The organism is Chitinophagaceae bacterium, from assembly GCA_016710165.1.
GTDB lineage: Bacteria > Bacteroidota > Bacteroidia > Chitinophagales > Chitinophagaceae > Ferruginibacter.
Map to the genome: position 1 here is coordinate 213,243 of JADJLJ010000001.1, position 24,898 is coordinate 238,140.

26 protein-coding genes and 1 pseudogene are annotated in these 24,898 nt (G+C 46.4%); 7 read left to right on the top strand and 20 right to left on the bottom strand.

The features are described from left to right. Positions 1 to 16: 16 nt before the first annotated feature. Both IPJ02_00920 and IPJ02_00925 read left to right on the top strand, forming a co-directional pair. Entirely contained in the window at positions 17 to 1,195 is a 1,179-nt protein-coding gene (locus IPJ02_00920; GenBank protein MBK7374167.1) for an acyltransferase, read from the top strand. Positions 1,196 to 1,306: 111 nt separating this feature from the next. Further along, the gene (locus IPJ02_00925) at positions 1,307 to 2,431 is read left to right on the top strand and encodes a sorbosone dehydrogenase family protein (protein ID MBK7374168.1); all 1,125 of its coding nucleotides are present in this window, start codon (positions 1,307 to 1,309) and stop codon (positions 2,429 to 2,431) included. Positions 2,432 to 2,591: 160 nt separating this feature from the next. Here IPJ02_00925 and IPJ02_00930 read toward each other — a convergent pair whose 3' ends face one another. Both IPJ02_00930 and IPJ02_00935 read right to left on the bottom strand, forming a co-directional pair. Next, positions 2,592 to 4,052, bottom strand: a complete 1,461-nt coding sequence (locus tag IPJ02_00930; protein MBK7374169.1) for a PQQ-dependent sugar dehydrogenase — start codon at positions 4,050 to 4,052, stop codon at positions 2,592 to 2,594. Then, positions 3,983 to 5,236: a fibronectin type III domain-containing protein gene (locus IPJ02_00935; protein MBK7374170.1), complete on the bottom strand. Its 1,254-nt coding sequence runs from the start codon at positions 5,234 to 5,236 to the stop codon at positions 3,983 to 3,985. Before IPJ02_00935 ends, IPJ02_00930 begins: the two co-directional genes overlap by 70 nt. A gap of 429 nt (positions 5,237 to 5,665) precedes the next feature. Between IPJ02_00935 and IPJ02_00940 the strand changes: the two genes are divergently transcribed. Next, the gene (locus tag IPJ02_00940; protein MBK7374171.1) at positions 5,666 to 6,430 is read left to right on the top strand and encodes a hypothetical protein; all 765 of its coding nucleotides are present in this window, start codon (positions 5,666 to 5,668) and stop codon (positions 6,428 to 6,430) included. Between the two features lie 134 nt (positions 6,431 to 6,564). Here the strand turns inward: IPJ02_00940 and IPJ02_00945 are convergent, their stop codons facing one another. The 4 genes from IPJ02_00945 to IPJ02_00960 form a co-directional block, all read right to left on the bottom strand. Continuing rightward, complete coding sequence (locus tag IPJ02_00945) at positions 6,565 to 6,987, bottom strand: hydrogenase (protein ID MBK7374172.1); 423 nt, start codon at positions 6,985 to 6,987, stop codon at positions 6,565 to 6,567. Positions 6,988 to 7,254: 267 nt separating this feature from the next. After that, positions 7,255 to 7,554 (bottom strand): hypothetical protein, encoded by a 300-nt coding sequence (locus IPJ02_00950; GenBank protein ID MBK7374173.1) that lies wholly within the window; start codon positions 7,552 to 7,554, stop codon positions 7,255 to 7,257. 59 nt (positions 7,555 to 7,613) lie between these two features. Then, positions 7,614 to 8,228: a CDP-alcohol phosphatidyltransferase family protein gene (locus IPJ02_00955; GenBank protein MBK7374174.1), complete on the bottom strand. Its 615-nt coding sequence runs from the start codon at positions 8,226 to 8,228 to the stop codon at positions 7,614 to 7,616. A gap of 245 nt (positions 8,229 to 8,473) precedes the next feature. Beyond that, on the bottom strand, positions 8,474 to 8,965 hold the full coding sequence (locus IPJ02_00960) for a CAP domain-containing protein (protein ID MBK7374175.1): 492 nt from the start codon (positions 8,963 to 8,965) through the stop codon (positions 8,474 to 8,476). Positions 8,966 to 9,156: 191 nt separating this feature from the next. Between IPJ02_00960 and lepA the strand changes: the two are divergent. From lepA to IPJ02_00980, 4 genes and pseudogenes are all read left to right on the top strand, one after another. Next, positions 9,157 to 10,946 (top strand): annotated as a pseudogene (gene lepA / locus IPJ02_00965) (elongation factor 4). A gap of 473 nt (positions 10,947 to 11,419) precedes the next feature. Continuing rightward, a complete protein-coding gene (locus IPJ02_00970) occupies positions 11,420 to 13,000 on the top strand; it encodes a glycosyltransferase family 39 protein (protein ID MBK7374176.1) in 1,581 nt (526 codons plus the stop codon). A 100-nt stretch (positions 13,001 to 13,100) separates the two neighbouring features. Then, the gene (locus IPJ02_00975; protein ID MBK7374177.1) at positions 13,101 to 13,841 is read left to right on the top strand and encodes a glycosyltransferase family 2 protein; all 741 of its coding nucleotides are present in this window, start codon (positions 13,101 to 13,103) and stop codon (positions 13,839 to 13,841) included. A 91-nt stretch (positions 13,842 to 13,932) separates the two neighbouring features. Then, positions 13,933 to 14,370: a hypothetical protein gene (locus IPJ02_00980; GenBank protein MBK7374178.1), complete on the top strand. Its 438-nt coding sequence runs from the start codon at positions 13,933 to 13,935 to the stop codon at positions 14,368 to 14,370. Positions 14,371 to 14,378: 8 nt separating this feature from the next. Here the strand turns inward: IPJ02_00980 and IPJ02_00985 are convergent, their stop codons facing one another. The 14 genes from IPJ02_00985 to IPJ02_01050 all read right to left on the bottom strand — a co-directional run bounded on the left by IPJ02_00985 (position 14,379) and on the right by IPJ02_01050 (position 24,659). Beyond that, positions 14,379 to 15,350 (bottom strand): hypothetical protein, encoded by a 972-nt coding sequence (locus IPJ02_00985; GenBank protein ID MBK7374179.1) that lies wholly within the window; start codon positions 15,348 to 15,350, stop codon positions 14,379 to 14,381. A 118-nt stretch (positions 15,351 to 15,468) separates the two neighbouring features. Next, positions 15,469 to 16,020, bottom strand: a complete 552-nt coding sequence (locus tag IPJ02_00990) for an HAD-IIIA family hydrolase (GenBank protein ID MBK7374180.1) — start codon at positions 16,018 to 16,020, stop codon at positions 15,469 to 15,471. A 47-nt stretch (positions 16,021 to 16,067) separates the two neighbouring features. Further along, on the bottom strand, positions 16,068 to 16,769 hold the full coding sequence (locus IPJ02_00995; GenBank protein MBK7374181.1) for a nucleotidyltransferase family protein: 702 nt from the start codon (positions 16,767 to 16,769) through the stop codon (positions 16,068 to 16,070). 96 nt (positions 16,770 to 16,865) lie between these two features. Then, a complete protein-coding gene (locus IPJ02_01000) occupies positions 16,866 to 17,450 on the bottom strand; it encodes a D-sedoheptulose 7-phosphate isomerase (GenBank protein MBK7374182.1) in 585 nt (194 codons plus the stop codon). Positions 17,451 to 17,458: 8 nt separating this feature from the next. Further along, entirely contained in the window at positions 17,459 to 18,481 is a 1,023-nt protein-coding gene (locus IPJ02_01005; GenBank protein MBK7374183.1) for a dehydrogenase, read from the bottom strand. A 125-nt stretch (positions 18,482 to 18,606) separates the two neighbouring features. Continuing rightward, a complete protein-coding gene (locus IPJ02_01010) occupies positions 18,607 to 19,707 on the bottom strand; it encodes a glycosyltransferase family 4 protein (GenBank protein MBK7374184.1) in 1,101 nt (366 codons plus the stop codon). A 148-nt stretch (positions 19,708 to 19,855) separates the two neighbouring features. Continuing rightward, a complete protein-coding gene (locus tag IPJ02_01015) occupies positions 19,856 to 20,797 on the bottom strand; it encodes a glycosyltransferase family 2 protein (GenBank protein ID MBK7374185.1) in 942 nt (313 codons plus the stop codon). A 10-nt stretch (positions 20,798 to 20,807) separates the two neighbouring features. Beyond that, complete coding sequence (locus IPJ02_01020) at positions 20,808 to 21,302, bottom strand: DUF4199 domain-containing protein (protein ID MBK7374186.1); 495 nt, start codon at positions 21,300 to 21,302, stop codon at positions 20,808 to 20,810. Position 21,303: 1 nt separating this feature from the next. Continuing rightward, positions 21,304 to 22,563, bottom strand: a complete 1,260-nt coding sequence (locus tag IPJ02_01025) for a dihydroorotase (GenBank protein MBK7374187.1) — start codon at positions 22,561 to 22,563, stop codon at positions 21,304 to 21,306. 150 nt (positions 22,564 to 22,713) lie between these two features. Beyond that, positions 22,714 to 23,034: a DUF2807 domain-containing protein gene (locus tag IPJ02_01030; GenBank protein ID MBK7374188.1), complete on the bottom strand. Its 321-nt coding sequence runs from the start codon at positions 23,032 to 23,034 to the stop codon at positions 22,714 to 22,716. Beyond that, positions 23,004 to 23,210 (bottom strand): hypothetical protein, encoded by a 207-nt coding sequence (locus tag IPJ02_01035; GenBank protein ID MBK7374189.1) that lies wholly within the window; start codon positions 23,208 to 23,210, stop codon positions 23,004 to 23,006. Before IPJ02_01035 ends, IPJ02_01030 begins: the two co-directional genes overlap by 31 nt. 38 nt (positions 23,211 to 23,248) lie before the next feature. Continuing rightward, the gene (locus IPJ02_01040; GenBank protein ID MBK7374190.1) at positions 23,249 to 23,548 is read right to left on the bottom strand and encodes a hypothetical protein; all 300 of its coding nucleotides are present in this window, start codon (positions 23,546 to 23,548) and stop codon (positions 23,249 to 23,251) included. Continuing rightward, a complete protein-coding gene (locus IPJ02_01045; GenBank protein ID MBK7374191.1) occupies positions 23,524 to 23,928 on the bottom strand; it encodes a hypothetical protein in 405 nt (134 codons plus the stop codon). Before IPJ02_01045 ends, IPJ02_01040 begins: the two co-directional genes overlap by 25 nt. A 110-nt stretch (positions 23,929 to 24,038) precedes the next feature. After that, entirely contained in the window at positions 24,039 to 24,659 is a 621-nt protein-coding gene (locus IPJ02_01050; protein MBK7374192.1) for a DinB family protein, read from the bottom strand. Between the last annotated feature and the right edge of the window lie 239 nt (positions 24,660 to 24,898).

Consider the following 24,898-nt stretch of genomic DNA (forward strand, 5'->3'; position numbering starts at 1 on the left):
TGAGATCATTCTGCGAATGCACGTTTTTTTCACAGGTATTGTTTTTGTAACTATTATTGCAGCACCAACGGTACCTTCCATGTTATCTGCCTTTAACTCACAAAAATTCAGGTTCTGGTCTTTTGTATCCATGTTCTTACTGGTATTTGTGCATGGGTACAATCTTAACCTCAGTTATTTGCAGCCATGGACCATGCCCGGCGAACCGATGACCGTTACCGCATTTACAGAATACTGGCTGGCCAACGGGATCTTCCGTTTCCGCATACCGATGTTGTTCATCATATCGGGTTACCTGTTTGCACGAAGCGATCATACGCCGTATAAACAGCGGTCGGCCAAACGGGTAAAGACCTTACTGTATCCTTATTTGATATGGAGCGCCGTTGGTTTGTTGCTGACTTTTGTGCTGGAATTATTTCCTTACAGCAGGGATATTGTTGCCCGCACACACATGATGCAACTGGATGAGAACCGGGTCTTGCTACAGCAGTATCAGTGGTACGAAGTACTGGCCAGGTGGATATTTTTCCCCGTCTCTTACCAGTTATGGTTCATCCGGGTATTGCTCATTTATAACCTGGCATACCCTGCACTGCGATACTGTGTAACCCACCCCGTTGCCCGATGGATATTCTTTTCCATTGCCGTTCTGCTTTGGCTTTCCACGGCCGGTTTTATCATTGCCGAAGGAGAGGGATTGTTGTTCTTTTCCCTGGGCATATGGATGCAGAAGACCAATTTTGATATTGATGCTCCGGGTAAGTGGCTGCAGTTAAAATGGTGGTTTGTTGTTTTTACAGTTCTTTCCATTGCGAAAACAATACTGGCTTTCCAGGCGCCGTTCAACGGTATTGAGCTTGTATTGTTGCTGATGCATAAGCTGGTTGTATTAAGCGGGTTGATCTGTGCCTGGTATGGCTGCAATGCGCTGGTGAAATACTGCATGGGCAAAAGCTGGTTTGTATGGCTTTCTGCCTTCTCTTTTATGATATATGTATTGCATGCACCCGGGGTGGTATATGCCACGCAGGCTGTTTTTCTCCACGTCCGCGATTGGGCTGGATACCGGATGCTCACCTTTATTTTGTTGCCTTTATGTCTTATTGCCTTATCCGTGATCACCGGTGCCTTACTCCGGAAGTTCCTGCCCGGGCTTTACCGTTTTGTGACCGGCGGCAGGGGACTGGGTTGACCGATGAGCGGCTGCCACTTAAAAGATATCTTCCGGTCAATTTGAATTAATTTTACAATGCAGACGAACAGAAGTTTCTCAATTGTGTTATATCAGCTCTAAACCCCTGTTATGGTTCGCAAGAAATACAATGTTCTTTTTTTGTTCCTGGTGCTGCTGCAGTTCACCGCTGCCGGCCAGGAAACCAACCTCTTTAAAAAGTATGACCTGGACAAGATCACGTTGCCCCCCGGGTTCAGTATCTCTGTTTTTGCAGAAGTGCCAAATGCCCGGAGCATGTGCTGGGGTGAAAAAGGGACCTTGTTCGTAGGCAACCGGTCAAAAGATAAAGTGTATGCTGTACTTGATGACAATAAAGACGGCAAAGCAGAAAAGGTATTTGTTATTGATGACAGATTGAATATGCCGAATGGTGTGGCTTTCCGCAAGGGAAGCCTGTATGTGGCAGAAGTGAACCGCATACTGCGGTATGATGGTATTGAGAACAGGTTAGGCAACCCGCCGGAACCGGTTGTAGTGAATGATAAACTTCCTTCCGACAAACATCATGGCTGGAAATTCATTGCATTTGGTCCCGATGATAAATTATACGTACCTGTTGGCGCACCCTGCAATATCTGTGAAAAGGAAAATGAGATCTATGCGTCTCTGTCACGCATGAACCCGGATGGCAGCGGGCTTGAAGTGTATGCATCGGGCATCCGTAATACGGTGGGGTTTGACTGGCACCCGGCAACAAAAGAATTATGGTTCACGGAAAATGGCCGTGATAATATGGGGGATGATATGCCGGCCGAAGAGTTGAACCATGCACCAAAAAAAGGGATGCATTTTGGTTTTCCTTATTGCCACCAGGGCGATACACCCGATCCTGAATTTGGCAATAAGCGGAACTGTTCTGAATTTACCCCGCCGGCAAAAAAACTGATGCCGCATGCGGCTGCCCTGGGGATGCGCTTTTATACCGGGAAGATGTTCTTACCGGAATACAGGAACCAGGTCTTTATTGCGGAACATGGAAGCTGGAACCGCAGCGAAAAAAGCGGCTACCGGGTAACGATGATCCGGCTGGAAAATAATAAAGTGGTTCAGTATGTTCCTTTTGCTACGGGCTGGTTGAACAATAACGGAAAGGTAACGGGCCGCCCGGTTGACATTGAAATTGCTGCCGACGGCGCCATGCTGGTAAGCGATGATGCAAGAGGCGCCATTTACAGAATTGTATTCAGCAATTAGAATATCATTTTACTGCTGTAATTAATTTTTGGCAAGGTCCCGGAAAGAGACCATGCTTCTATTTAAAATTATCCCAACTTGTCCTATATCAGTAAAGACGCTCTGTTTATAAATGAAAAAGCCACTTTAGAAAAGTGGCTTTTAAGTAAGGTTGATTTTATTAATGCTGAATAATAACTTTTTCAGCGCGGATCATTTTGCCTTTATCGTCTGTTACCCGCAGGATATAAAGCCCATTGGGCAATAGGCTTGTTTCCATCCGGGTGGCCATGGCTGCTGATCTTTTCCGGGCAACGATCCTGCCATTCATGTCTGCCAGTTCGATCATCCGGCTGCCGGCATCTTTGTAATTGTATACAATGAAGTAGGTGCTTGCCGGGTTGGGATACACATCAATACTCCTGTCTTTCAGTTCTTCTTTAACCTGGTTCGTATAAAGCGGCGCAATAGGAGCAGGCGGTTCATACGTAAACTCAAGGATACTGCCCGGGTTCGCCGGCGTTGTTGTAACACCACCTGTTGGACCCGAAGTGGATCCGCTGGAATCACAGGCAACATATATTTTCATACCATCAGCCGATACAACCACATCCCTGAACCTGCCCAGTCCACGGAAATAATGGGTGGTATCGGAAATGATGCCCTGCCCGTCGTTGCTCAGTTTATACCTGGCCACGGTCCCTTTTTTCAGATTGGTTATGAGCAGGGAGTTTTGCCACCCGGGAATGGCATTGCTGCCGTAAAAATCTGCACCCGATGGCGCCACCGATGGCCACTGCATATTATCACCACCCGACGGGGGATTGCTGGAAGGGAATAAAGAACGTAATGGTTCTTTTGCATTCAGCGTTGCACAGTTGTTCTGTTCATTAACAATGGTATAGCCACCGGTCGTCCTTCCGTTATAGTTGCCATCACACCAGCCGATCACATTGGGCCATCCATAATTGCGCCCGGTTTCTATTATATTGATCTCGTCATCGCTGTAAGGGCCATGCTCATCACTGTACAGGATATTAGTACCGTTTACATTGCCCCAGACCAATCCCTGCGGATTGCGATGGCCAAATGAATAAACGGCATTGCCGTTCGGGTTATCGGTTGGTATAAATGAACCCAAACCATCCGCTTCGGTATTCAGCCTCAGGATCTTTCCTTCATAGATATTCAGGTTTTGTGCATTGTTCACCCGGCTAATATTATCAAACTGGCCGGCGCCCATGTCGCCAACAGAATAATATAATTTCTGGTCAGGTCCTATGGCGATGCGGGCAGAGTTGTGGTCGTTGCTGCCGGGAATATCCTGCAATACCGTCACAGGAGATTCCAGTACCTGCGTGGTTGAATTGTAGGTATACCTTGCAATTCTTGTTTTGCGTACGGTGCTGCTGAGAGATTGATAGGTGTAGGAAATATAAACATACGGCTTTCCGGTCATGAACTCCGGGTGCAGTGCAAGTCCCATCAGCCCATCCTGTCCACCAACCTGAACCATGGATGAACCCAATGTGAGTACCGTGGTCTTTACACTTGTTGCCGGGTTTACAAAACTTACTTTACCCGCAAATCTTTCGGTGAACCAGATATTATTATCGGGGCCATAAACCAGGTCATGCGGCATCCGCTGGTTAGCCGGATGGTACGCATGGTAAATGTTTCGGAGGGCGATTCAGAAATAAGGGTTGTCACCGGCAGGGCTGCACTTGCTGCGCTTTCGTTGCCGGCAGCATCTTTCGCCTTTACCGTCATGGAATACGTGGTGGCAGTGACAAGGCCCGATACATTGTAGGTGGTGGTGGTGATCAACGAAGCATTCAATTTCACTCCATCCCTGTACACATCATAACCCGCAACAGCGATGTTGTCTGTTGACGCTGTCCATTTCAGTGTAAAACTTGTTTGCGTAATGATCGATGACTGCAGGTTTGTTGGTTCAGATGGGGGAGTAAGATCCGGTGAACTTGTAGTAACATTCAAGGTACTGCTGTTGGCTGAAGCATTTCCTGCAGCATCTTTTGCCTTTACATAATAGCCATAGGTGGTGGCAGCTGTCAAACCGCTGACATTATACGAAGTGCCCGTAATGTTGGCTGCATTTATTTTCACACCATCCTGGTAAACATCATAACCGGTCACAGCCACATTATCTGTTGAAGCCGTCCAGGAAAGAGTAAAGGAATTTTGAGTGATAGCAGATGAAGCCAGGTTAGTAGGTGCTGTTGGCGCCTGGGTATCGGGTAACTGGGCAACCAGGCTTGATCCCGGGACCACCTGGCTTGGTGAACTGGTTGACTGGCCTGGCTTGGCCCATCCTACAGCAAGGTTATCGCTTCCGCTACTTTCTTTCATCAACGCTTCCACATAATACAACTGGCCGGCAGTAAGCGCAATAGCTACCGATTTTTGTGTACTGTATTTATTCCACTGCCTTGAATTGGTGGAGCTGGTGTTATAAGCCCTCCGCACTTTATTTGCCGAACTGCTGGTGGTGCTTATCCAGAGTTCACCACTTGCATCGCTGGCGATCCAGAAAATATAATTACCGGTGGTTGGCGGACAGATATATCCATACATCCGGATACCTAAATTACTTCCCTGGTTTGTAGGCATCTCTAACGTGGTTCTGGTTCCGGTGACAGACGGATTGTTCGGATAATTTACATTGGATGTAAGGTTTGAAACGGCAGAACCACTGATGTTATTCCAACGCTGGTAATTTATTCTGCCGGTTCCTGTACAGGTTTGTGCATTGGCATGAGACAATAAAAGAAAAAATGAAACCAATGAGGCGATGATCTTTTTCATAAACTTGGTTTTAGTTAGGGGAACAATGAGTCCGAAGGTATAAATATTCTTTAGCCAAATAAAGAAATGATTTTGATAATTTTATTATTTTTCCGTCTGGGGTAATGATTTGTAGCCAGAATAGAACAGCGCCTGTAGATTTTATTCTACTTGTTCCCGGTCATGTCATTGCCGGTTCAGCAAGGATATTGGCGTGAAAAGATCATTGCAAACATTCTTAAGTTGCTATTAGCCAGCACCTGCGATGAATTCCGCTGCATTAATTTATACGGATGCTTGCATTTTCATACTTTAATATATACTTTCATTAACATATTCTTTCAGCGGTGGTCATTACGGCCATGCCATAGAATATTGATCTGCCCTTGTTCCGCACCTGCACCCCCTCCCCGTGAAGCGTAATTATTTTTAACTTAAAACTAAAAAAAAATGAAGAAGACATTTTTTCTGTGGCTGTTCATTGCAGCCGCATTCATTGCAAACGGACAAGGCAAAACCCTTTACACCGTTAATTTCGTCAAACCAAAGGCAGGAATGAGATCTGCTTTTGAGGCCAGTTGGAAAACACACCTTGCAAAATTTCACCAGGCAGCCGACAAAAGAGATGTGTATGAAGTAGTGAGCGGCCCCAACATGGGTTATTACCATATTGTGGAGGGCCCCATTTCCTATGCAGATATGGACATGGCAAAACCCAATGCAAAAGAACATGCGCTGGACCTGGAAAAATCTTTTTTTCCCTTCCTCGACGAAAAAAGAATGAACGCCACTTACCGCTGGGATGATACGGCAAGTTTTAATGGTAAGGTGGTGGCAGAAAAATTCCTGGTTACCGTTACGCATATAAAATACGGGATGCAGGGAGAAACGATCCGGGAAGGCAGAAGGGGATCGTTGATCCAGTCTAAAATAAACCCGGCCAGCCGGTTTAGCGTTAATGTGTATACCCAGTTATGGTCAGGCTCCGACCCGGTCAGGGTGCAGGTAAGAAATCTAAAGGACGGGTTCAAGGAACTGGAAACAGATTATTATGGCCCCAGTGGGCTGCCGCCCAATGCATTTAAAGATGCGTATCTTAAAGAATACGGCCAGGATGCCTGGGATGCAAGGGGAAAAGTGTTGGATAACAATGCCAATGTACAGAGCCGGGAGCAGTCTCTCATGAAATTTCGTAAAGACCTGAGTTCACAATAAAGGGAAACAGGTAAATTAAAGATCCCGGGGTGAAATTACCCGGGATCTTTTATGGGAAACATGGTATGGGTTTATTCAGCGGGTCCTGCAGCCTGCACACTGGCCTGCACAGGTACCCGGTTGAGAAATACGAATCACACTTTGCCCCTTAGACCGTAAATGATCACTGCCAATGAAAATACCATTGTCAGCGCCACGGTTACCAGGCCCGCAGAAACCAGGTTCTCATTCAGTTCTGTTCCGGAGTACCCGGCTCCTGAAATGGGGGTCATCCGGGATGTTCCTAAAATGGCCGACAGCAATGTAAAAAGCCAGTTCACGAATGTGCCGTACAGCAAGGTCCAGAAAAGTATTTTCCTTAACCCTGCAGAAATCCTTAATTCATTCCACACAAAGCCTGCCACCACTAAAAATGTTCCGTTCATAACGCCTTCCAGGTGGGCCGCCAGGCCCATCCGGGTATTTTTCATTTCCATGATGAGTAGCCCGGTTAATAAACCAAGCAGGAATAAAAGCATGCCAAGCATTTTCAGCCTCCTGGAAGTTTGATCGTTCATACCTGTTTCGTTTTGGTGATCCTGAAATTAGTTTTAACAACGCAATCCGTAAATATAATGATGAACATTTGTTTTTCAAATGCTGTCTGTGTTGGCCAATAATGAAAACGATGGGCCAACTGCTGCTGCTGAGTACGCAGTATATGATGCTTTTGGATGATAGTGAGAATGGCGTTGGTTGGTGCCGGTTATCCAGCGGTTTGGCAGGAACCCGCCCTGAACCCGCAGGGGAAAGACAGGAACCGCAGCAGGAAGAGGTAAATTTTTCTATTCCGTATCCGCAGAGCTGTACCCGTTATTTTCCTCGTCTTCCGAGCCCGATTCCTCGGCTACATCATCCAGTTCGGAGCCGGGGATATCCAGGTCTTCACCGGTAAGGTCATGACTGGCTTCATTTACCAGGTCGCCATCTGCATCGGTGCTGTCCAGTACCGATCTTCTTAAATTGTTGTTATCAACCGACACGACATTATCCATGCTTTCGTCAAGTAACGATCTTTCAGCAGGGCTTATCTCCGCATCCATTTCCTCCCTTTCTGCCGGGGCTATCTTTTTATCCGTATTCATTGAATGTAATTTTGAATAAAGTTACCGATCCTGTTCCGTATTGCAACAAACAGGCCCGGTTATGAAGGGGCCGGGTTCCCTTTTCCTTCCTGCCTTTTCCTTTTCAGTACCCAGTAAATGCCTTTCACATTTATCTCCCAGGCAGGTAACAGGCGCACCAGGATGGTCTCTTCTGCTAATTCCAGTATGGTAATGATGGCTGCTGCATAAAATAAAAAAAGACTGGGTTCATCGGTAAAGAAAAAAAGTAACAGGAAAACACCCTGAACCAGGGCTGCGGCCTTGGCAAGGTATGTGTGAAAGCTGGTGATCTTTCCATAGCGGATAAGTGCATAGGTGGTTTGAACCAGGAAAAGGGAGAACATGATGATGAACAGAACTCTTTGCTGTTTAATGAATGTCCACTTCATATAAAATAAAGCGGTCATGGCAACCAGTATGGTCAGGTCATCACCAATGGAATCAAGTTTGGTGCCCAATACGCTGGCCACTTTGAATTTCCTGGCCAGGTAGCCATCTATCAGGTCTGTAAAAAAACTTACACCCAATAACCATTTGAATAAATTGTAATGACCCGTAAATAGCAAAACCAGTAAAAAAGGAGCGGCAACGATCCGGTACATCGTGATGCCATTTACCAGGTACCAGGCTTTTTTGTGTGCAGTTTTTTTCATATGAGAATTAGTGGCCCCGTATTTTTCTTACTTTTTTACTTGTCCATCGCTGCAGGTAGAAAAAGCCGGTAAAATTGTGGCAGTTGACAGCTTGTCGTATAGCCGGGTTTAAGATACAAATAGTTTTCGGGAAGGGTGGTATGACTGTTGGTAAATTATTACCCGCATCCGGGTCTGGTACCTGCAATATAAAGCCGTTGCATTGTACAACAAATATTGTATTCTGAAGTTCATTTTGGGAAAAATCAACCGGCATACAGCACGGTATAATATAAGCGGCCCTTGCGGTCTTTTGCTATACCAATGCCCATGTATTCATAGTTGCCCAGCATATTCTTCCGGTGATCTGCCGAGTTCTTCCACATGCTGACCACCCGGCTTGCCGTAGTTGGGCCATAGGCAACATTTTCGGCAAAAAAACCGGCAAGCCGTATTTTTTTCTTTGCCTGGGCAGTCCTTTTTGAAAAGCCGCTGTGCCCAAAATCTGCAAGGCCACGAGCCATGTCCGCACTGTGTTTTTGCGCCAGGACATTCAGTTCTTCTTTCATGATCAGTTCGGGCAGGCCGTTCGATCTCCTGAACCGGTTGGTTTCGTGTAAAACATCCCCGGCAAGTCCGGTTGTTTTAGGTTCCGAAAAAGAAAGGAGGCTGGTAAAAAGAGCCAGGCAGGCAAGAGGGGTAAAGAAATAATTGCGTTTTGCGTTCAGGTGGGTGTGCAGCATACTAATGAATGGCAAGATTTATGCCAGGGGAGCGTTAAAGAACAGATAATACTTTACGGGAACCAGGTACGTCCATTGTATATCCGTGTCCCTGTCAATTCACACATTCACCGGCTTTGTTCGAAATTATCTTAATCGCAGTTCGACTTCGCTCAGTGCCCAAAATACGCTACTTTTGCACCTCTTAAAACGAGGAACAGAAGTACATGAAGAACATCCGAAATTTTTGCATCATTGCCCATATTGACCACGGAAAGAGTACCCTTGCCGACCGCCTGCTGGAATTCACCCATACCATCGGCGAACGGGATATGCAGGCCCAGGTGCTGGATGATATGGACCTGGAAAGGGAGAAGGGCATCACCATCAAGAGCCACGCCATACAGATCAATTATAACTGGAAGGGAGAGGAATATGTGCTCAACCTGATCGATACCCCTGGTCACGTTGACTTCAGCTATGAAGTGAGCCGTGCACTGGCCGCTTGCGAGGGCGCCCTGCTTTTGGTGGATGCAAGCCAGGGTATACAGGCACAGACAATCAGCAACTTGTACCTTGCAATTGACAATAATTTAGAGATCATCCCGGTGATCAATAAGATCGATATGGATGGGGCCATGATACCCGAAGTGACCGACCAGATCGTAGAACTCATTGGCTGCAAACCTGAAGACATCTTACTGGCCAGCGGAAAAAGCGGCATCGGCATCGAAGAGATATTGACCGCCATCATCGAACGCATTCCTGCTCCCAAGGGTGACCCGGATGCCCCGCTGCAGGCCCTGATATTTGACAGCGTGTACAATAGCTTCCGGGGTATCATTGTGTACTACCGTGTTTTTAATGGCACACTAAAAAAGAACGACAAGATCAAGTTCAGCAATACCGGGCTGGAATACGGCGCCGATGAAGTGGGTATTTTAAAACTGGGCATGGAGCCTAAGAATGAAGTGCGGGCAGGCGATGTGGGTTATATCATCACCGGTATCAAGAATGCCAAGGAAGTAAAAGTGGGTGATACCATCACCACCACGGTGAACCCATGTAAAGAATCGATCAAAGGTTTTGAGGACGTGAAGCCGATGGTGTTTGCCGGCATCTTCCCGGTGGAGACCGATGCATTTGAAGAGTTGCGTGACTGCATGGACAAGTTGCAGCTAAACGATGCTTCGCTCACCTTTGAACTGGAGACATCACAGGCCCTGGGCTTTGGCTTCCGCTGCGGGTTCCTGGGTATGCTGCACATGGAGATCATACAGGAAAGGCTGGAGAGGGAATTCAACCAGACGGTGATCACCACGGTACCCAACGTAAGTTTTGTGGCCACCACGGTAAAGGGCGAAGTGATACGCATCAACAATCCCACTGAAATGCCCGACCCCACGAGGATCGACCATATTGATGAACCGTTCATCAAAGCACAGATCATCACCAAGCCCGAATACATCGGCAACATCATGACGCTTTGCATAACCAAGCGTGGTATCCTCATGCACCAGAGTTATCTGACCCCCACCCGGGTTGAACTGACCTTTGACATGCCGCTTACCGAGATCGTTTTGACTTTTATGATAAGCTCAAGAGCATGACCCGTGGTTATGCATCCTTTGATTATCACCCGATCGAATACCGGGAGAGTGATATTGTGAAGATGGATATCTTATTGAACGGAGACCGGGTGGATGCATTGAGTGCGTTGATCCACCGTGCCCGGGCACAGGAATTTGGCCGTAAGCTTTGCGAAAAACTGAAAGAATTATTGCCCCGCCAGCAGTTCCAGATCGCTATACAGGCTGCCATCGGGGCGAAAGTAGTGGCCCGGGAGAACATCAGTGCCATGCGCAAGGATGTTACCGCCAAATGTTATGGTGGCGATATAAGCCGTAAGCGTAAACTGCTGGAGAAACAGAAAGAAGGTAAGAAGCGGATGAAGCAGATCGGAAATGTGGAAGTGCCGCAGGAAGCCTTTTTGGCCGTATTAAAATTGAATGACTAACCCCTATCCCCGCCAGCCGGCGGGGGACTGATCATGGGAAGGACCAAGCAAAGATTGCTGCGAAGAAAACCATTATCAAACGGGATCTTATACAAATCGAAATCCAACTCCCTCTTCGCCAGCTGGCAGGGTGCTGATCACGGAGAAGAACCAAGCAAAGATTGCTGCGAAGAATATCATTATCAAACGGGATCTCATACAAATCGAAATCCATCTCCCTCTCCTTTGGAGAGGGTTGGGGTGAGGTCAAAGCAACAAGGAATTCTGAATATTGACCGGAAACCCATTTCGAAATTCAAAATTCCTTGTTCGATATTATTAAATACTCAATATACAACCCTCCATGTTCAATGTTCAGGGTGCTCCAATCACCTCATTTCTCAGCATAGTGTTTTTTGCTTAAGGACTGTTCCAATTGAATATTGAGCATTGAAAATTGTACATTGAATATTTGTCTTTGAATTTTATCTTTAGTGCTTACTACCGAAGTATTTCTATTGAATAAGAAGCACACCATCCTCCTTTCACTGCTTGTTCTGCTGTACCTGGTAAACGGTATCTGTTCCATCAATGCCCTATCCATTACGGCCGACGAGGGCTCTCACATGGCTTTTGGCATCAAGATGCTGAAAGGCGACCCTGCCCGTACCAATCCGGAGAAAGATAACAGCAAGATGCCGGTCACGGTGCTGAATGTGATGCCCAGGGCGGTGGAGCAGGTCTTGCATAAAAACCTTACCCGCAATGATTGGGGCACCACCGACACCATCCGGGGCCGGTATATCACCCTGTTTTTTTCGGTGCTGATCATCCTGCTTGTTTTTCACTGGAGCAGGAACTTATATGGGGTCAACGCCGGGCTGTTCTCCGCTTTTTTATTTGTATGCTGCCCCAATAATATGGCGCATGCGGTTTTGGTGACCACCGAAACCTATTCCGTCTTTTTTTTGCTGGCCACCATGTATTGCCTGTGGCGGTTCTGCAATACCGGCAGCAATAAACATTTCATCTGGTTTGCCCTAATGCTGGCGGCATCGCAACTGGTGAAGCAATCCCTCTTTCATTTGTATGTGCTGGCGCCGCTTTGCCTGCTGGTTTATGCCACAGTGATGAAAGAGAAAATAAAATGGTCACCCCTTTTTATAAAGACACTCATCGCAGCCGGTATCAGCTGGGTCGTCATCAATACCGGGTTTGTTTTCTGGCACATGAATACGCGGCTGGGGGATTATCATTTTATGAGTTCGCTGTTTCAAAAACTGCAGCAGTTGTTGCCGGGCCGGATGCCGGTCCCTTTGTCTGAATTGTTTGTTACCGGTCTTGACCAGGCCAAATATTACGACCAGCTGGGCGGTGGCCATCCAAACAGTTCCTTTGCCAATGTGACCATACTGGGCCAAAGCAGTACCGGCGGCAGTTTCTGGAATTATTATTTTGTAAGCATCTTTTTTAAAACGCCCATCCCGTATCTTATCCTTGCCGGATGGGCAACGTTCCTCTGCTTGCGCAATTCCCGCTTTACCGGTTTTATGCGGAATGAGTTCTTCTTGCTGGCACCGGTTGTTTACTTTCTCCTGCTGATGAGTTTTTTATACAATACACAGTGCGGCATCCGGCATCTTATTTTCCTGTACCCCCTGCTGTTTATTTTTTGCGGACTGGTTTATAAAAAGGCCGGAAAAAAAGGGGATCAGTTATTACTTCTTATGCTCAGCCTGTGGCTGCTGATGAGTGTGGGGCAGTACTTCAATAATTATTATCCCTATACCAATGAATTCATCGGGCATAAAAAGAATGCCTGGCAATACGTGGGCGCCAGTAATCTCAACATCACCCAGGCCGAATACCTGCTGGATGCCCATCTTAAAAAACACCCGGAAATAAAAAGGGCGCCGGAAGGACCGCAAACCGGGAAATTCGTACTCGTGGTCGACAGCTATCTTGATATCTGGAATACCGGCAAATACCAATGGATCCGGAAATTAAGACCGGTGGGGCACGTGGAGCATAGTTATTTGCTGTTTGAAGTGGGTGAGAAGGATATTGAAAAGTAAAGAAGAAATGGTTGAACCACATAGAAACATAGAATGATCTATGTTTTATCTATGTTACCTATGTCCTGTGTGGTTCAGAATAATAAAAAAAACTTTATTAATGCTCAAAGGAAAGAGAATAGTGGTGGTGATGCCGGCCTACAATGCAGCCAAAACATTGGAACAGACCTATGCCGACATTCCTTTCGACATCGTGGATGAAGTGATCCTGGTGGATGATGCCAGCACCGATGAAACCGTGCAGGTGGCCCGGGCATTGAACATCCGGCATGTCATTAAGCACGACAATAACAAAGGCTATGGTGGCAACCAGAAGACCTGTTATACCGGGGCGCTGGCATTGGGCGCAGATATCGTGATCATGCTGCACCCCGATTACCAGTACAATCCAAAGCTGATACTTCCTATGGCGGAGCTGATCGCCACCGATGTGTACCCCGTTGTGATCGGCAGCCGCATCCTTGGAAAGGATGCCATGCAGAATGGAATGCCGGGGTACAAATATTTTTTCAACCGTTGCCTTACGTTGTTCCAGAACATTTTACTGCGACAGAAATTATCGGAGTACCATACCGGCTACCGGGCATATTCCGCAGCAGTGCTGAGGGATATCAACTTTATGGCCAACTCCGATGATTTTGTTTTTGACAACCAGTTGTTGTTGCAGATCATCTATAAAAAATACATGATCGGGGAGATAAGCTGCCCGGCAAAATATTTTGCCGATGCCTCTTCCATAAACTTCCGCCGCAGTTGCCGCTATGGATGGGGTATTGTGGTGAATACTTTTGGATTTATACTGCATAAACTGAAACTGTTGAGGCTGAAGATATACGCTTAGTGCCCTTCATGCTGTATTTTCTTCGTGCCCTTTGTGGTTAATTTATCCTGGGAGAAGCAGAAGTATTACCACAGAGAGTACGAAGGTTTTCATGAAGGACGCAAAGAAATTATTCTATGCAGAATCATTTAACCGTAATTTTGATCTAAATACAAAGACCATGAGCAGTTTTTCCCTGAATCCCGATATGAATATTGAAGTGATGGCCCGCTTTATCGCCAAAGGCACGGATACCCCTTTGATCGGCGCTGATTACGAGATGCGGTTGTTTGAAAAAGACCTGATGGAAGATGATTACCTCGGAAGGAGTACGCTGGACGATAACGGCGTGGCAAAGATATCTTTCAAACACGGTGATTATAAGGATTTCCTGAACCCCGAAATAAACCCCGACCTGTATTTTGCCTTATACCGGGGAGAAGCCCTCATCTTTCAAAGTAAGGTAATGCGTGACCTGGACCTTGACAGTATGGAAAAATTCAAGTTGGGAGAAGGCGAAGTGGTTGACCTGGGAACATACCTGGTGTAAGAATGATATTATTCCTCTTCTCCCTTTCCTTTCTTTTTTCCCGGTTCAACTGGATTACCAGTGCCCAATTTATCTTCCATCAGATCTCCTGATTGATTACGGACAGGATTGGGCAGCGGCGCCTGTCCATCTGGTGTTACATAATTGAACACCTTCTCTACATGCACCCATTTGCCGTTCTTCCATTTAAAGCCTTCGTAATCCCCGTCGCCAACAAGTGTCCATTCCTTTTTCGGCTCATTGGATTCTGAAACCAGGTGTTCAACGATGATCATGTCCATATCAGTGTCGTAAGACAGGCGGGGGCCTGCATCTTTTTTAAATTCCATCACATAGCGGCTTTGGGATGACTTAAAAACACTGTCTTCCTCGTAACTGAAATAGCGGCCGCCAAACGTGGGCTCATCATTCAGGAAGTTGAGTACTTCAATGATCTTGCGGCTGCTGCGGATATTGTTCTCATCAAAACCCAGCAGGGTATAATAATTCTGGTTGGAACTTTTTTTCTGAATGATCTTGTAATAAATGGCGCCGATCCATCCGTAATTATTCCCGATGGTGTCTGCAATGCCGGTGGTCACGTCCGATTTATCGATGAGCGGGAATAATTTTAATGCGCCATCCCAGGTCTTCATCTGTATGGCCCCGTGCTGGCGGATGATATTATCGTTGATGATTAGTTGCCAGGTAAAAATGCGGAAACTGCTGTCGGGTGCATATAACCTGGATACCGTTTCCAGCGAATCGAACGGGAAATGGAATGAATGCGGTGTTTTAAGCGCCCTTACCAGCATGCGGGTGAACGTACTGTCGGCATTGAAACGGTCGTCTGCATTAATGCCTTGTATGATCTTCCGGGCAATCCCTTTTAACGAGTCTTCTTTTTGCTGCAGGAGCTTAAGATCGCTCCTGCCGGTACCCTGTGCAAAGGATGATTGGCAAAGAATGGATACCAGGAATAAACCCACTAGTTTCTTCATGCCTTAAAAATAGTTATTCCTTAAATATATTGGCTGCAAAATTACCGGCGCTGTTAAAAATTTAACTTAAGCTTAGAACAAGGCAGGGCATTACACGAAACCCAAGGGTAATTAAATATCAACGGATGGCTTTTGCAAACGATAAGAGAGAATCATACACAGCATCAATGCGTTCATCATCCAGGTCAACTTCCGGCCGGGTGGTTGGCAGGAAAATGGTCTTCAGGCCCATGTTGCGGCCAAACTGCATATCACTTAGTGTATTGCCGATCATGATGGCCTTTGCATTATCTATATCCGGGAAGTCTTTCAGCGCCCGCAATCCCATGCCATTGTTCGGCTTCCGGTCGGGACTGGTATCCTCCACATCCGGTGAAAAATAAACGGCATCGATCCTGCCACCGGCCTTTTCAATTTCTGCCTTCATGTTCTTATGGATCCGTTCCACATCCTCCATCCGGGTTACCCCCTTGCCGATGCCCCGCTGGTTTGTGATAACGATGATATGCCTGAACTTTTTTGCAAAAACAGCCATGGCTTCTTTAACACCTTTATAAAAACGAAACTCATCCCAGGTATGGATATAGTCCTTCTCCTTTTCATGGTTTATCACCCCGTCCCGGTCAAGGAACAGCGTCCAGCTATTATCTATTTTTGTCAGATCGATCATGGAATACACTAATTAATACGAATTACACGAATTGGTTGGATTCATTCTTAATTTTTAATTCTTAATTCTACCTGCGCTCTTTCATAGTCTTCCGGTATGCCGATATCAATGAAATATTCGTCCTGTACCAGGCCAACCATTTTTCTGCGGGTAAAGAACTGCTCCAGGTAATCTTTTTCGAAAGAGAATTTCTGAGGAAGGTCTTCCTGCAGAAATTTTTCCCTGTTCAGTGCATAAATACCCCCGTTGATGAATCCTTCTTCGTAATGGCTTTTTTCCCGGAAACTGGTAATGGAATGGTCATGGCTGATCTCCACCCCTCCATAGCGGTCAAAATCCTGCATCGGTTTCAACGAAAGGGTACAATCGGCATCCATGGTCTCATGAAATGCAGATAGCAGCTCCAGGTCAATATTGAAGAAAGTATCGCCGTTAAGTATCAACACATTTTTACCGGTTGCATGGCTGCAGGCCAGTTTAACAGCGCCCCCGGTCCCCAGTGGTTCGTCCTCAATAGAACATTGAATATTGAGCGTTGGATATTGTGCATGCAACCATTCTTCGATCAACTCATGTTTATACCCAAGAGAAAATATGAACCGGTTGATCCCCTGCCGTTTTAATTGTTCAATCACAAAATGAATAAATGGTTTGCCTGCGACCGGTGCCATACACTTGGGTATATCGGCAACAACAGAACGCAATCGTGTTCCCAACCCCCCGGCAAGTATGATGGCTTCGACCTCCAACCCCTTGTCCGTGGATGAGGGGGAGCTTTGGAGTTCAATATCTTTAGGTTCTTGCACTTAATAATAAGGTTTATTTTCTTAGAGTCTAAAGCCCCTTTAGGGGTTTGGGGCAGCAAAGTATTCTGCTTCTACCAACTGACAGATTATATGGCCGAGCATGATATGACTTTCCTGTATCCTTGGGGTATCGGTAGAAGGAACATTGATCAGGTGGTCGGGAAGCGCTTTCATGGTTCCGCCGGTAGCGCCGGTGAACGCAATGGTTGTCATCCCTTTTTCTTTTGCCACTTCAAACGCATTGTAAATATTCCTGCTGTTGCCGGAGGTACTCAGGCCGATCAGTACATCGCCTTTGTTGCCGATGCCTTTAATAAGCCTCGAATAGATCACATCATAGCTGTAGTCGTTGGCTACTGCTGTAAGATACGAGGTGTTGCAGTGCAGCGCTTCGGCAGGCAATGCATCCCGGTCGGTATAAAAACGGCCGCTGAACTCGGCAGCCAGGTGCTGTGCATCGGCAGCACTACCGCCATTGCCACAGAACAGGACCTTGTTGCCGTTCCGGAATGCCTTCACGATCACGGCAATGCAATCTTTTACGGTTTTCTGCAAGGTCTCATCTTTCAGCACATCCTGCTTCACGGTGATGGAAGCCTGGATGATATCCTTTATCTGGTTCATAGTTTTAGTTAAACAGCCCAGGTAGTTAACCCGTGCTTGGTGAACGAATAATCCCTGACCTGTCCGCCAAAATTATTCAATGTTTTAATAACCGCATGACGGGTGTTACCGGGACAATAAAAGATCATAAAACCACCCCCGCCGGCGCCGCTTATCTTTCCGCCGGTAGCACCGGCCTGTTTTGCAGCGGCATATACTTTTTCGATGGCATCATTACTGATATTGGCAGCCATGTTCCGCTTCTGTTCAAAACCATAATTAAGAATGACGCCGATCTCATCCAGCTTTCCCTGCAGCAATGCTTCCTTCATCATCTTTGCCTGTTCTTTCAGGTGGTGCATGGCTTCAATGCTCTTTTCGTTCTTCTCATTCACATTCTTTACCTGCTCTTTGATGATGGCGGCGCTTTCCCGGGAAGTGGAGGTGAAATACAGCACCAGGTTATTTTCCAGTTCATACAGGTATTGGGGCTTGATGCGAAGGGGATTTACGATCACTTTATCACCGGCATAGAACTCCATGAAGTTGACGCCGCCGAAAGTGGCTGCATACTGGTCTTGTTTACCGCCTGCTAATCCCAGGTCGTTCCGTTCTATATCGTAGGCATATTTTGCAATGGCGTATTCATCCATCTTTATTTTCAGCATTTCCAGGAATGCCCCGAGTACTGCTACCACAAGGGTAGAAGAGGTTCCCAGGCCTGAACCAGCCGGTGCATCCACAAAAGTAGAGAGCCGGAAACCCTTCAATGGCATGGGATGATCTTTCTGAACCCGGTTGTAAACACCTTTCAGCAGGTCAAGTGTTCCGTCAATGGGCAATTGTTCAGCCACATCAAATACCTGTTCTTCCTCCCTGTCAAATGCCCGGATGATGATCCTGTTTTCATCCATCGGTTCTATCGATGCATAGGCAGAGAGAGAAATGGTGCTGTTCAGGATGGCTCCGCCAAACTGGTCACTGTACGGGCTTACATCGGTGCCCCCCCCGGCGAGGCCAATTCTTAAAGGAGCTTTACTTCTGAAGATCATGTAGCTATTTAAGATCGCAATTTACTGTAAATAAGTTTAAAGGGTGGCCAGGTTAAAACGTTTAAAGGTTGAAGGGTTTAAGGGTTAGCCCCGGTCTCTTCAGGATGTATTCAACTCTTCAACCTTTAAACGTTCAGTATGCTTTCAACCATTTTTGTCCAGCTCAGCTTTTTCTTTTCTTCCAGCAGGCCGGGGATAAAATAATTTTCGCCTTTTTCAAAGTATGCGGTTATTTTTTCAGCCAGTGATTCTGCTGTGGGTTCAGCAACCAGCCCGGCTTTATTATCCGGCACCATGGATGGTAAGCCGCCCACATTGGTAACGATCATGGGAACCTCGAAATGATAGGCGAGGGGAGTAACGCCACTCTGTGTTGCATTGCGGTAAGGTTGCACCACCAGGTCAGCCGCACACATGAAATATCGTATTTCTTCATTACGGATAAATCTTGTTTGCATTATCAGACTGTCCCTGATACCCAAGCGGCTTATCAGCTCATCATAGGTTTTCCGGTCTTCATAAAATTCCCCGGCAATGAGGAGTTTAATGTTTGGGGTTTGAGGCCTGCCTGTCCGGTAGGCAGGTTTGCGGTTTTGGAGCAACTTCATGGCGTTCAGCAAAATGTCCAGGCCCTTGTATTTACGGATGAAGCCGAAGAACAGGATTATTAATTCTTCATTTTTAATTTTTAATTTTTCCCTGGCTTCTTCTTTCGTGATCTTCTCTCCAAAATTGTCATACAGCGGATGCGGAACAAGCTTTGCCGGTTTGGTGCTGGTAAATGAGCGCAGGTCGTTCATTACTTTTTCACTCATGGTTATGAATGCATCCACGGGTTTTATGAAATAACGGGTGAAGGGCTTGTCGCCGATCCGTTTTTCATGGGGAAGGATGTTGTCGGCAATGCAGATGATCCTGCTGTGCTTGTTTTTTTTGATGATGCGCAGGATGGTTCCCAGGCAGGGTCCCATGAACGGGAGCCAGTAACGTACTACCACAATATCGGGACCCAGCTTTTTGATCTCCCTGCCAACACGCAGCCAGTTAAAAGGATTGATCGAATTGATCCGGGTCCTTATGTCAAGGCCTGCAGGCGCCGGTTCATCCGTGAATTGTGTTTTGCCGGGAAATAAAAAACCGGGGTATTGTAAAGAGAAAGAATAAATGATTACCTGGTGACCTTCATCATGGAATTGTTTGGCCAGCCGTTCATTGAATGTCGTCATGCCACCGCCACGTAAAGGATGCGCCGGGCCGATGATGATTATTTTTTTATATAGAAACGCTGATGACACTGTTTAGGGTGGTTTTATTTTCTTCTGGGCCCAAAGGTTCGACCTTGGGCTTTGGTTTTCAGGTCACGTGTTTCTATCATTAAAACCCCGTTTTTTGTTCTATTAAGTAATTATTCCGCTCCGGTGAATTGCGGGAGATCAGTTCCCCGATGAACCCGGCCAGGAATAATTGCGAACCGATGATCATGGCCAGTATGGCAAAAAAGAACAAAGGCCGTTGTGTGAGACCGGTCTGGTCGAAAAAGAATTTTGAGACGGTAAGGTAAAGGAAAATGATCAGGCCAAAGAGGAAACATACCGTGCCCCACAGCCCGAAAAAGTGCATGGGCCTTTTCCCGAACTTGCCTACAAAAAAGATGGTCATCAGGTCGAGAAACCCGTTTACAAAACGGCTCCATCCGAATTTGGTAACGCCGTATTTCCTGGCCCGGTGCTCCACCACTTTCTCGCCTATTTTCCGGAAGCCGGACCATTTGGCCAGCACAGGTACATAGCGGTGCATTTCGCCATATATTTCAATACTCTTCACAACTTTTTTACTGTACGATTTAAGGCCACAGTTGAAATCATGGAGCTTTATCTTGCTCATTCCCCGGGCTGCGGCATTGAATAACTTGGAGGGGATATTCTTTGTCAGCGTATTATCATACCGTTTCTTTTTCCATCCGCTCACCATATCGTACCCGTCTTCCACGATCATTCTTCTCAGTTCGGGTATCTCATCGGGACTGTCCTGCATATCGGCATCCATGGTGATCACCACATCTCCCTGCGATGCCTTGAAGCCTTCATTCAGTGCAGCGCTTTTGCCATAGTTGCGCTGGAATTTTATCCCTTTGATATTGGTATTCTTATCCCGGAGACCTTCGATCACTTTCCAGGAGCCATCCGTACTTCCATCATCGATCATGATCACTTCATAGGAAAAATCATTCTCCCGCATCACCTTTTCTATCCATGCCGATAATTCCGGCAATGATTCTTCCTCGTTATAAAGCGGTATTACAATTGAAAGGTGCATGCTTGATCGTTTATTGTTTTCGTTGACTTAAAAAACCAGCGCCCACTGCTGTTACCAACGCTCCCAATACCAGGTATTTGAACGTGGTGATCCCGAGCATCATCGGCATAAATATCTTTCTCAGTTGCTGTGCATTACTTTCAATTTCAGCGGGAGTATGGTTCCCTTCCTGTAAAAGCAATTTATTATTTTCTGCAATACCCGATTCCCTGTAGGATGTATCAAAGCTAAAAAAGATAAAGGTAAAGACCACCATTAATAAAGTGGCTACAATGAATGTCTTAAAGCCCGTTGAAAAGTATTCCTTAAATGGTTTGTTCTCACCCTTCGCCTGCATGAATGCGAACAGGCTCCATATTATCCCGGCCAGGTAAATGCTGTAAATGACATACTGTTCCTTGCCATTAAGGGGATATTTCAATCCATAATAAAAGAACAATACCAGCCCTGCCATCAATAACCCGGTCAGCAATCCCTTTCTGGTAGCATTTATTTTCTGCAGCATATTATTGGTTCAACTGTATTTGTCCCTTATTGATTATACCCAGCACGGTCCCTTTCAGTTTCTTTCCGGGGAAAGCTGAATTCTTTGACCGTGACCGTATCATTCCTTCGGTGTAAGTAAATGCTGCACCCGGGTTGAATAAAGTGATACAGGCCATTTCTCCTTCTTTGATCTCCGGAACCGCCAGGCCAAATAGTTTCCGTGCATTCACCGTTTGCATCTGCACAAAATTTTCTACCGGCAAACCGGCCGTATGTACGGCGGCAAACATGGTCTCCAGGCTTATCATCCCGGGTTTTGCATATTCAAATTCACAGGCTTTACCGTCCCAATGCTGCGGCAGGTGGTGGGAGGCTATGCAGTCAATACTTCCGTCGAGCAGGGCTTTGCGGATGGCCATCATATCGGCCCGGTTCCGTACAGGCGGGTTCAGTTTCAGGTTGGTATCATACTGTTGCAGGTCCTCATCGCAAAAGAATACCTGGTAAGGAGTGATGGAGCAGCTGATTTTTATTCCTCCTTCCTTTGCCCGTTTAATATATTCCAGGCTTTTGGGGGATGAAACGCCGGAGAAATGGATATTACTGTCGGCATACCTTGCCAGTTTGATATCCCTTGCCACCATCAGTTCTTCGGCCATGGCCGGTTTGCCGGGCAAGCCCATCTGTGTGGAAATAAGTCCTTCATTCACCAGGCCGTTTGCACCGATGCTGGTATCATCCGGTACCTGTATCACGGTTCCGTCAACCGTTTTTACATACTGAAGCGCTTTCAGCAGCAGGCCCGAATTCTGAACCGGGTGTATCCCGTCGCTAAAAGCGATGGCCCCGGTCTGCTGCATATCGTACATCTCGGCCAGTTCTTTTCCTTCGGTCTTTTTGCTGATGGCAGCAATGGGATGTATATTTACAGCAAGTTGTTTTGCTTTTTGAATGATGTAATCAATTTGTGATTTGCTGTCGGCAACCGGGTTGGTATTCGGCACCAGCATCACATCCGTGAATCCACCTGCGGCTGCGGCTTTTGCTCCCGATTCAATGGTCTCCCTGTATTCAAAGCCCGGGTCGGCAAAATCGGCGAACAGGTCCATCCAGCCGATGCTTGTGCACAACCCGTCCTGTTCAACAACCTGGTCGGCATTTTCGGTGATCGAATCTGCGATCTTTGCGATCTGGCCGTTCGAAATTAAAATGTCTTTGATTTGTCCGTTAAAAGGAGAGGAGGGGGAAATGATCTGCGCTTGCTTTATTAATATCTTCATTATTTCAGGAGATTGGGCAAATATCCTAAAAAAAACTCAGGTTACGAAACCCGGCGGGAAATTTGTGCTTCAGCAAGCTTTGTGGCTGTAAAACTAAAAACAGGAGCTTTTAAAACCCCTGTTTCAACCCAAACACACTATGGATGCTTATTACCTGTTTTCGACCGTTACACCCGCTGTTTTGCGTAAGAAAACCAGTTCTGATTCATCCTCTGAGTAGATGAATATCAAACCGGTTGATACAAGGCTTGCCTTACTTCCGCCGGCGATGTATACATTTACCTTTTTAGATTGCAGTGTATTACCTGAAAAGACAAGGGCTTCCTTCTGAACCGTAAGTTTTTCCAGGTTTTTTACATGCACTTCCACGGTTAGTTTTGATTTGTAGTTCATGATCTTTTTAGCTGATATTCTCAACTCTTCATTTTTTACATCCAGGTTTAGGTCATCGAAAAGTCTGGCATCACCCACCAGGTAAATGACCCCGGGGTCATTGCCTCAACCAGCACCACTTCTATGGGAACGTCGATATTGACCTGGTTGAATACGGGAACCTGTGTTTTTTTGGTGTCTATTTTTTTCTCTGTTTGCGCAAAGGCTGTTGTGGTAACGAACAGTGCTGCGGCTAATAATGATCTTACTTTCATGGCTTTTGTTTTTTATGGTTATACGTATTGTTGTTTGTTCAGGCCAGCATGGCGCCTTCGGTTAGCGATTCCGTAACGATGCTGAAGCGTTGTTGTGATAATTCCGTCTCTGCCAGTTGCATCATGCCGTTGAATACGGCATCCGGCGCTGTATTCTTGATCTGTTTGAGCCAGTGGATGATCTCGTTGTTGCTGAGCCCACGCATCATCCAGAAGTTGAATGCATTCAGCAGGTCAACCGGTATCTGGGAGATGATCTGCATGGTGATGCCGTGCAATTCTTCATCAGAAAAATTATCCCACAGCAGCCGGTTCAGTTCCCTTTCTTCCTTGGCCATATGTTCCAGGTTAAATGCCACGAATTCGGTGAACGCCACCCGGAGGGCACTTCCCAGTTGTTCTTTTTCTGATCAAGGGTTGCGGCATGCAGCATATTCACCAGGGCAGTAAGGCGGTTGCTCAACTCATGATCTTTTACGTGTTCGGCTGCAAATAAACCGGCAACCGATGGTTCAAATGATTCAATCGTATTTAAAATATTGCTGTCTTCGGAATGGGCATGTTTGTCGAACAGCACCACCACCTCGCTGATGCATTCCGCAATGGTATTGGTTTCTTCTTCGTTGCTGAAATCGGTCTGCTGCAGCAGGATGGCTGTTTCGTAAAGCATGGCCCTTAATCCCTTGTGGACCTGGTAAAAAATGTTGTAACGCTTCATGGCTGTAATTTTAATGGTGATTGATGAAACAAAAATCCATATCCCCATGCTGTCAATCAACCGGATGCTGAATGAAATGGCGAACCGGTGGTATGAATTGCGGAATTTGGTTAAACAGGTACCCCGCTGTTCTTTACCGGGAGTATTGTTCCCTTTGCCGGCTGGTATCCTGCTGCCAGCATCGCACGTTCTGCCTGCAACAGGTGGCGCTGTATATGGGCCGTATAGAACAGGAGCACATCGCCTAATTTCAGCTTTATGAACGGGGCGATGGAGATGGGAACTTTTATCCGGTTCAGGTCCCGCTTTTGCGAACGGGTGATCAGTTGTTCCAGTTTTTCCAGCTGGCTGATGAATTCACTCAGCACCTGTGCCGTATTCAGTTGTTCGGCAGGCCGGTGGTCTTTGGGGGATCTCATCTTCTTCGTTGGGATGCCATTAGATCCGGGAAGCATCAGCTTATAAAAATAATTTCCCAGCAGGCCGCTTTTAAAGCAGGCATGATCAGCTTGCTGATCTTCTTTGCCGATGGCTTTTTCCATGGCAGGCAGGTAATAACGGCCATAGCTGTTTAAGTGTTCCAGGCATTGAACAGCGCTCCATTTGCCGGGGCCGGGTTGTGCTGTAAAAAATTCGGCGGGCATTTGCTGCCACCCGGTGACCGCTTTTGTGATGTGGGATTCTGTTTGTGTATACAAACCATCCAGGAGTGTTTTTGAAACATATTTCATGGTGATTAATTTTTATGACACAAAATTGCTGCGTACAGAAAAATTAATTATTGGTAAATACCAAGATTTTCGGTAGTGTCCTATTTTGAATATTTTGTGACCTGTCATGCTGAGCCTGCCTACCGGCAGGCAGGCTCAGGATGACAATCATTCAAAATAGGACACTACCAGAATTTCGGGTAATACCTGAACCACATGGGGACATAGAAATTGACACCTGACATCACCTTTGTGCTCTA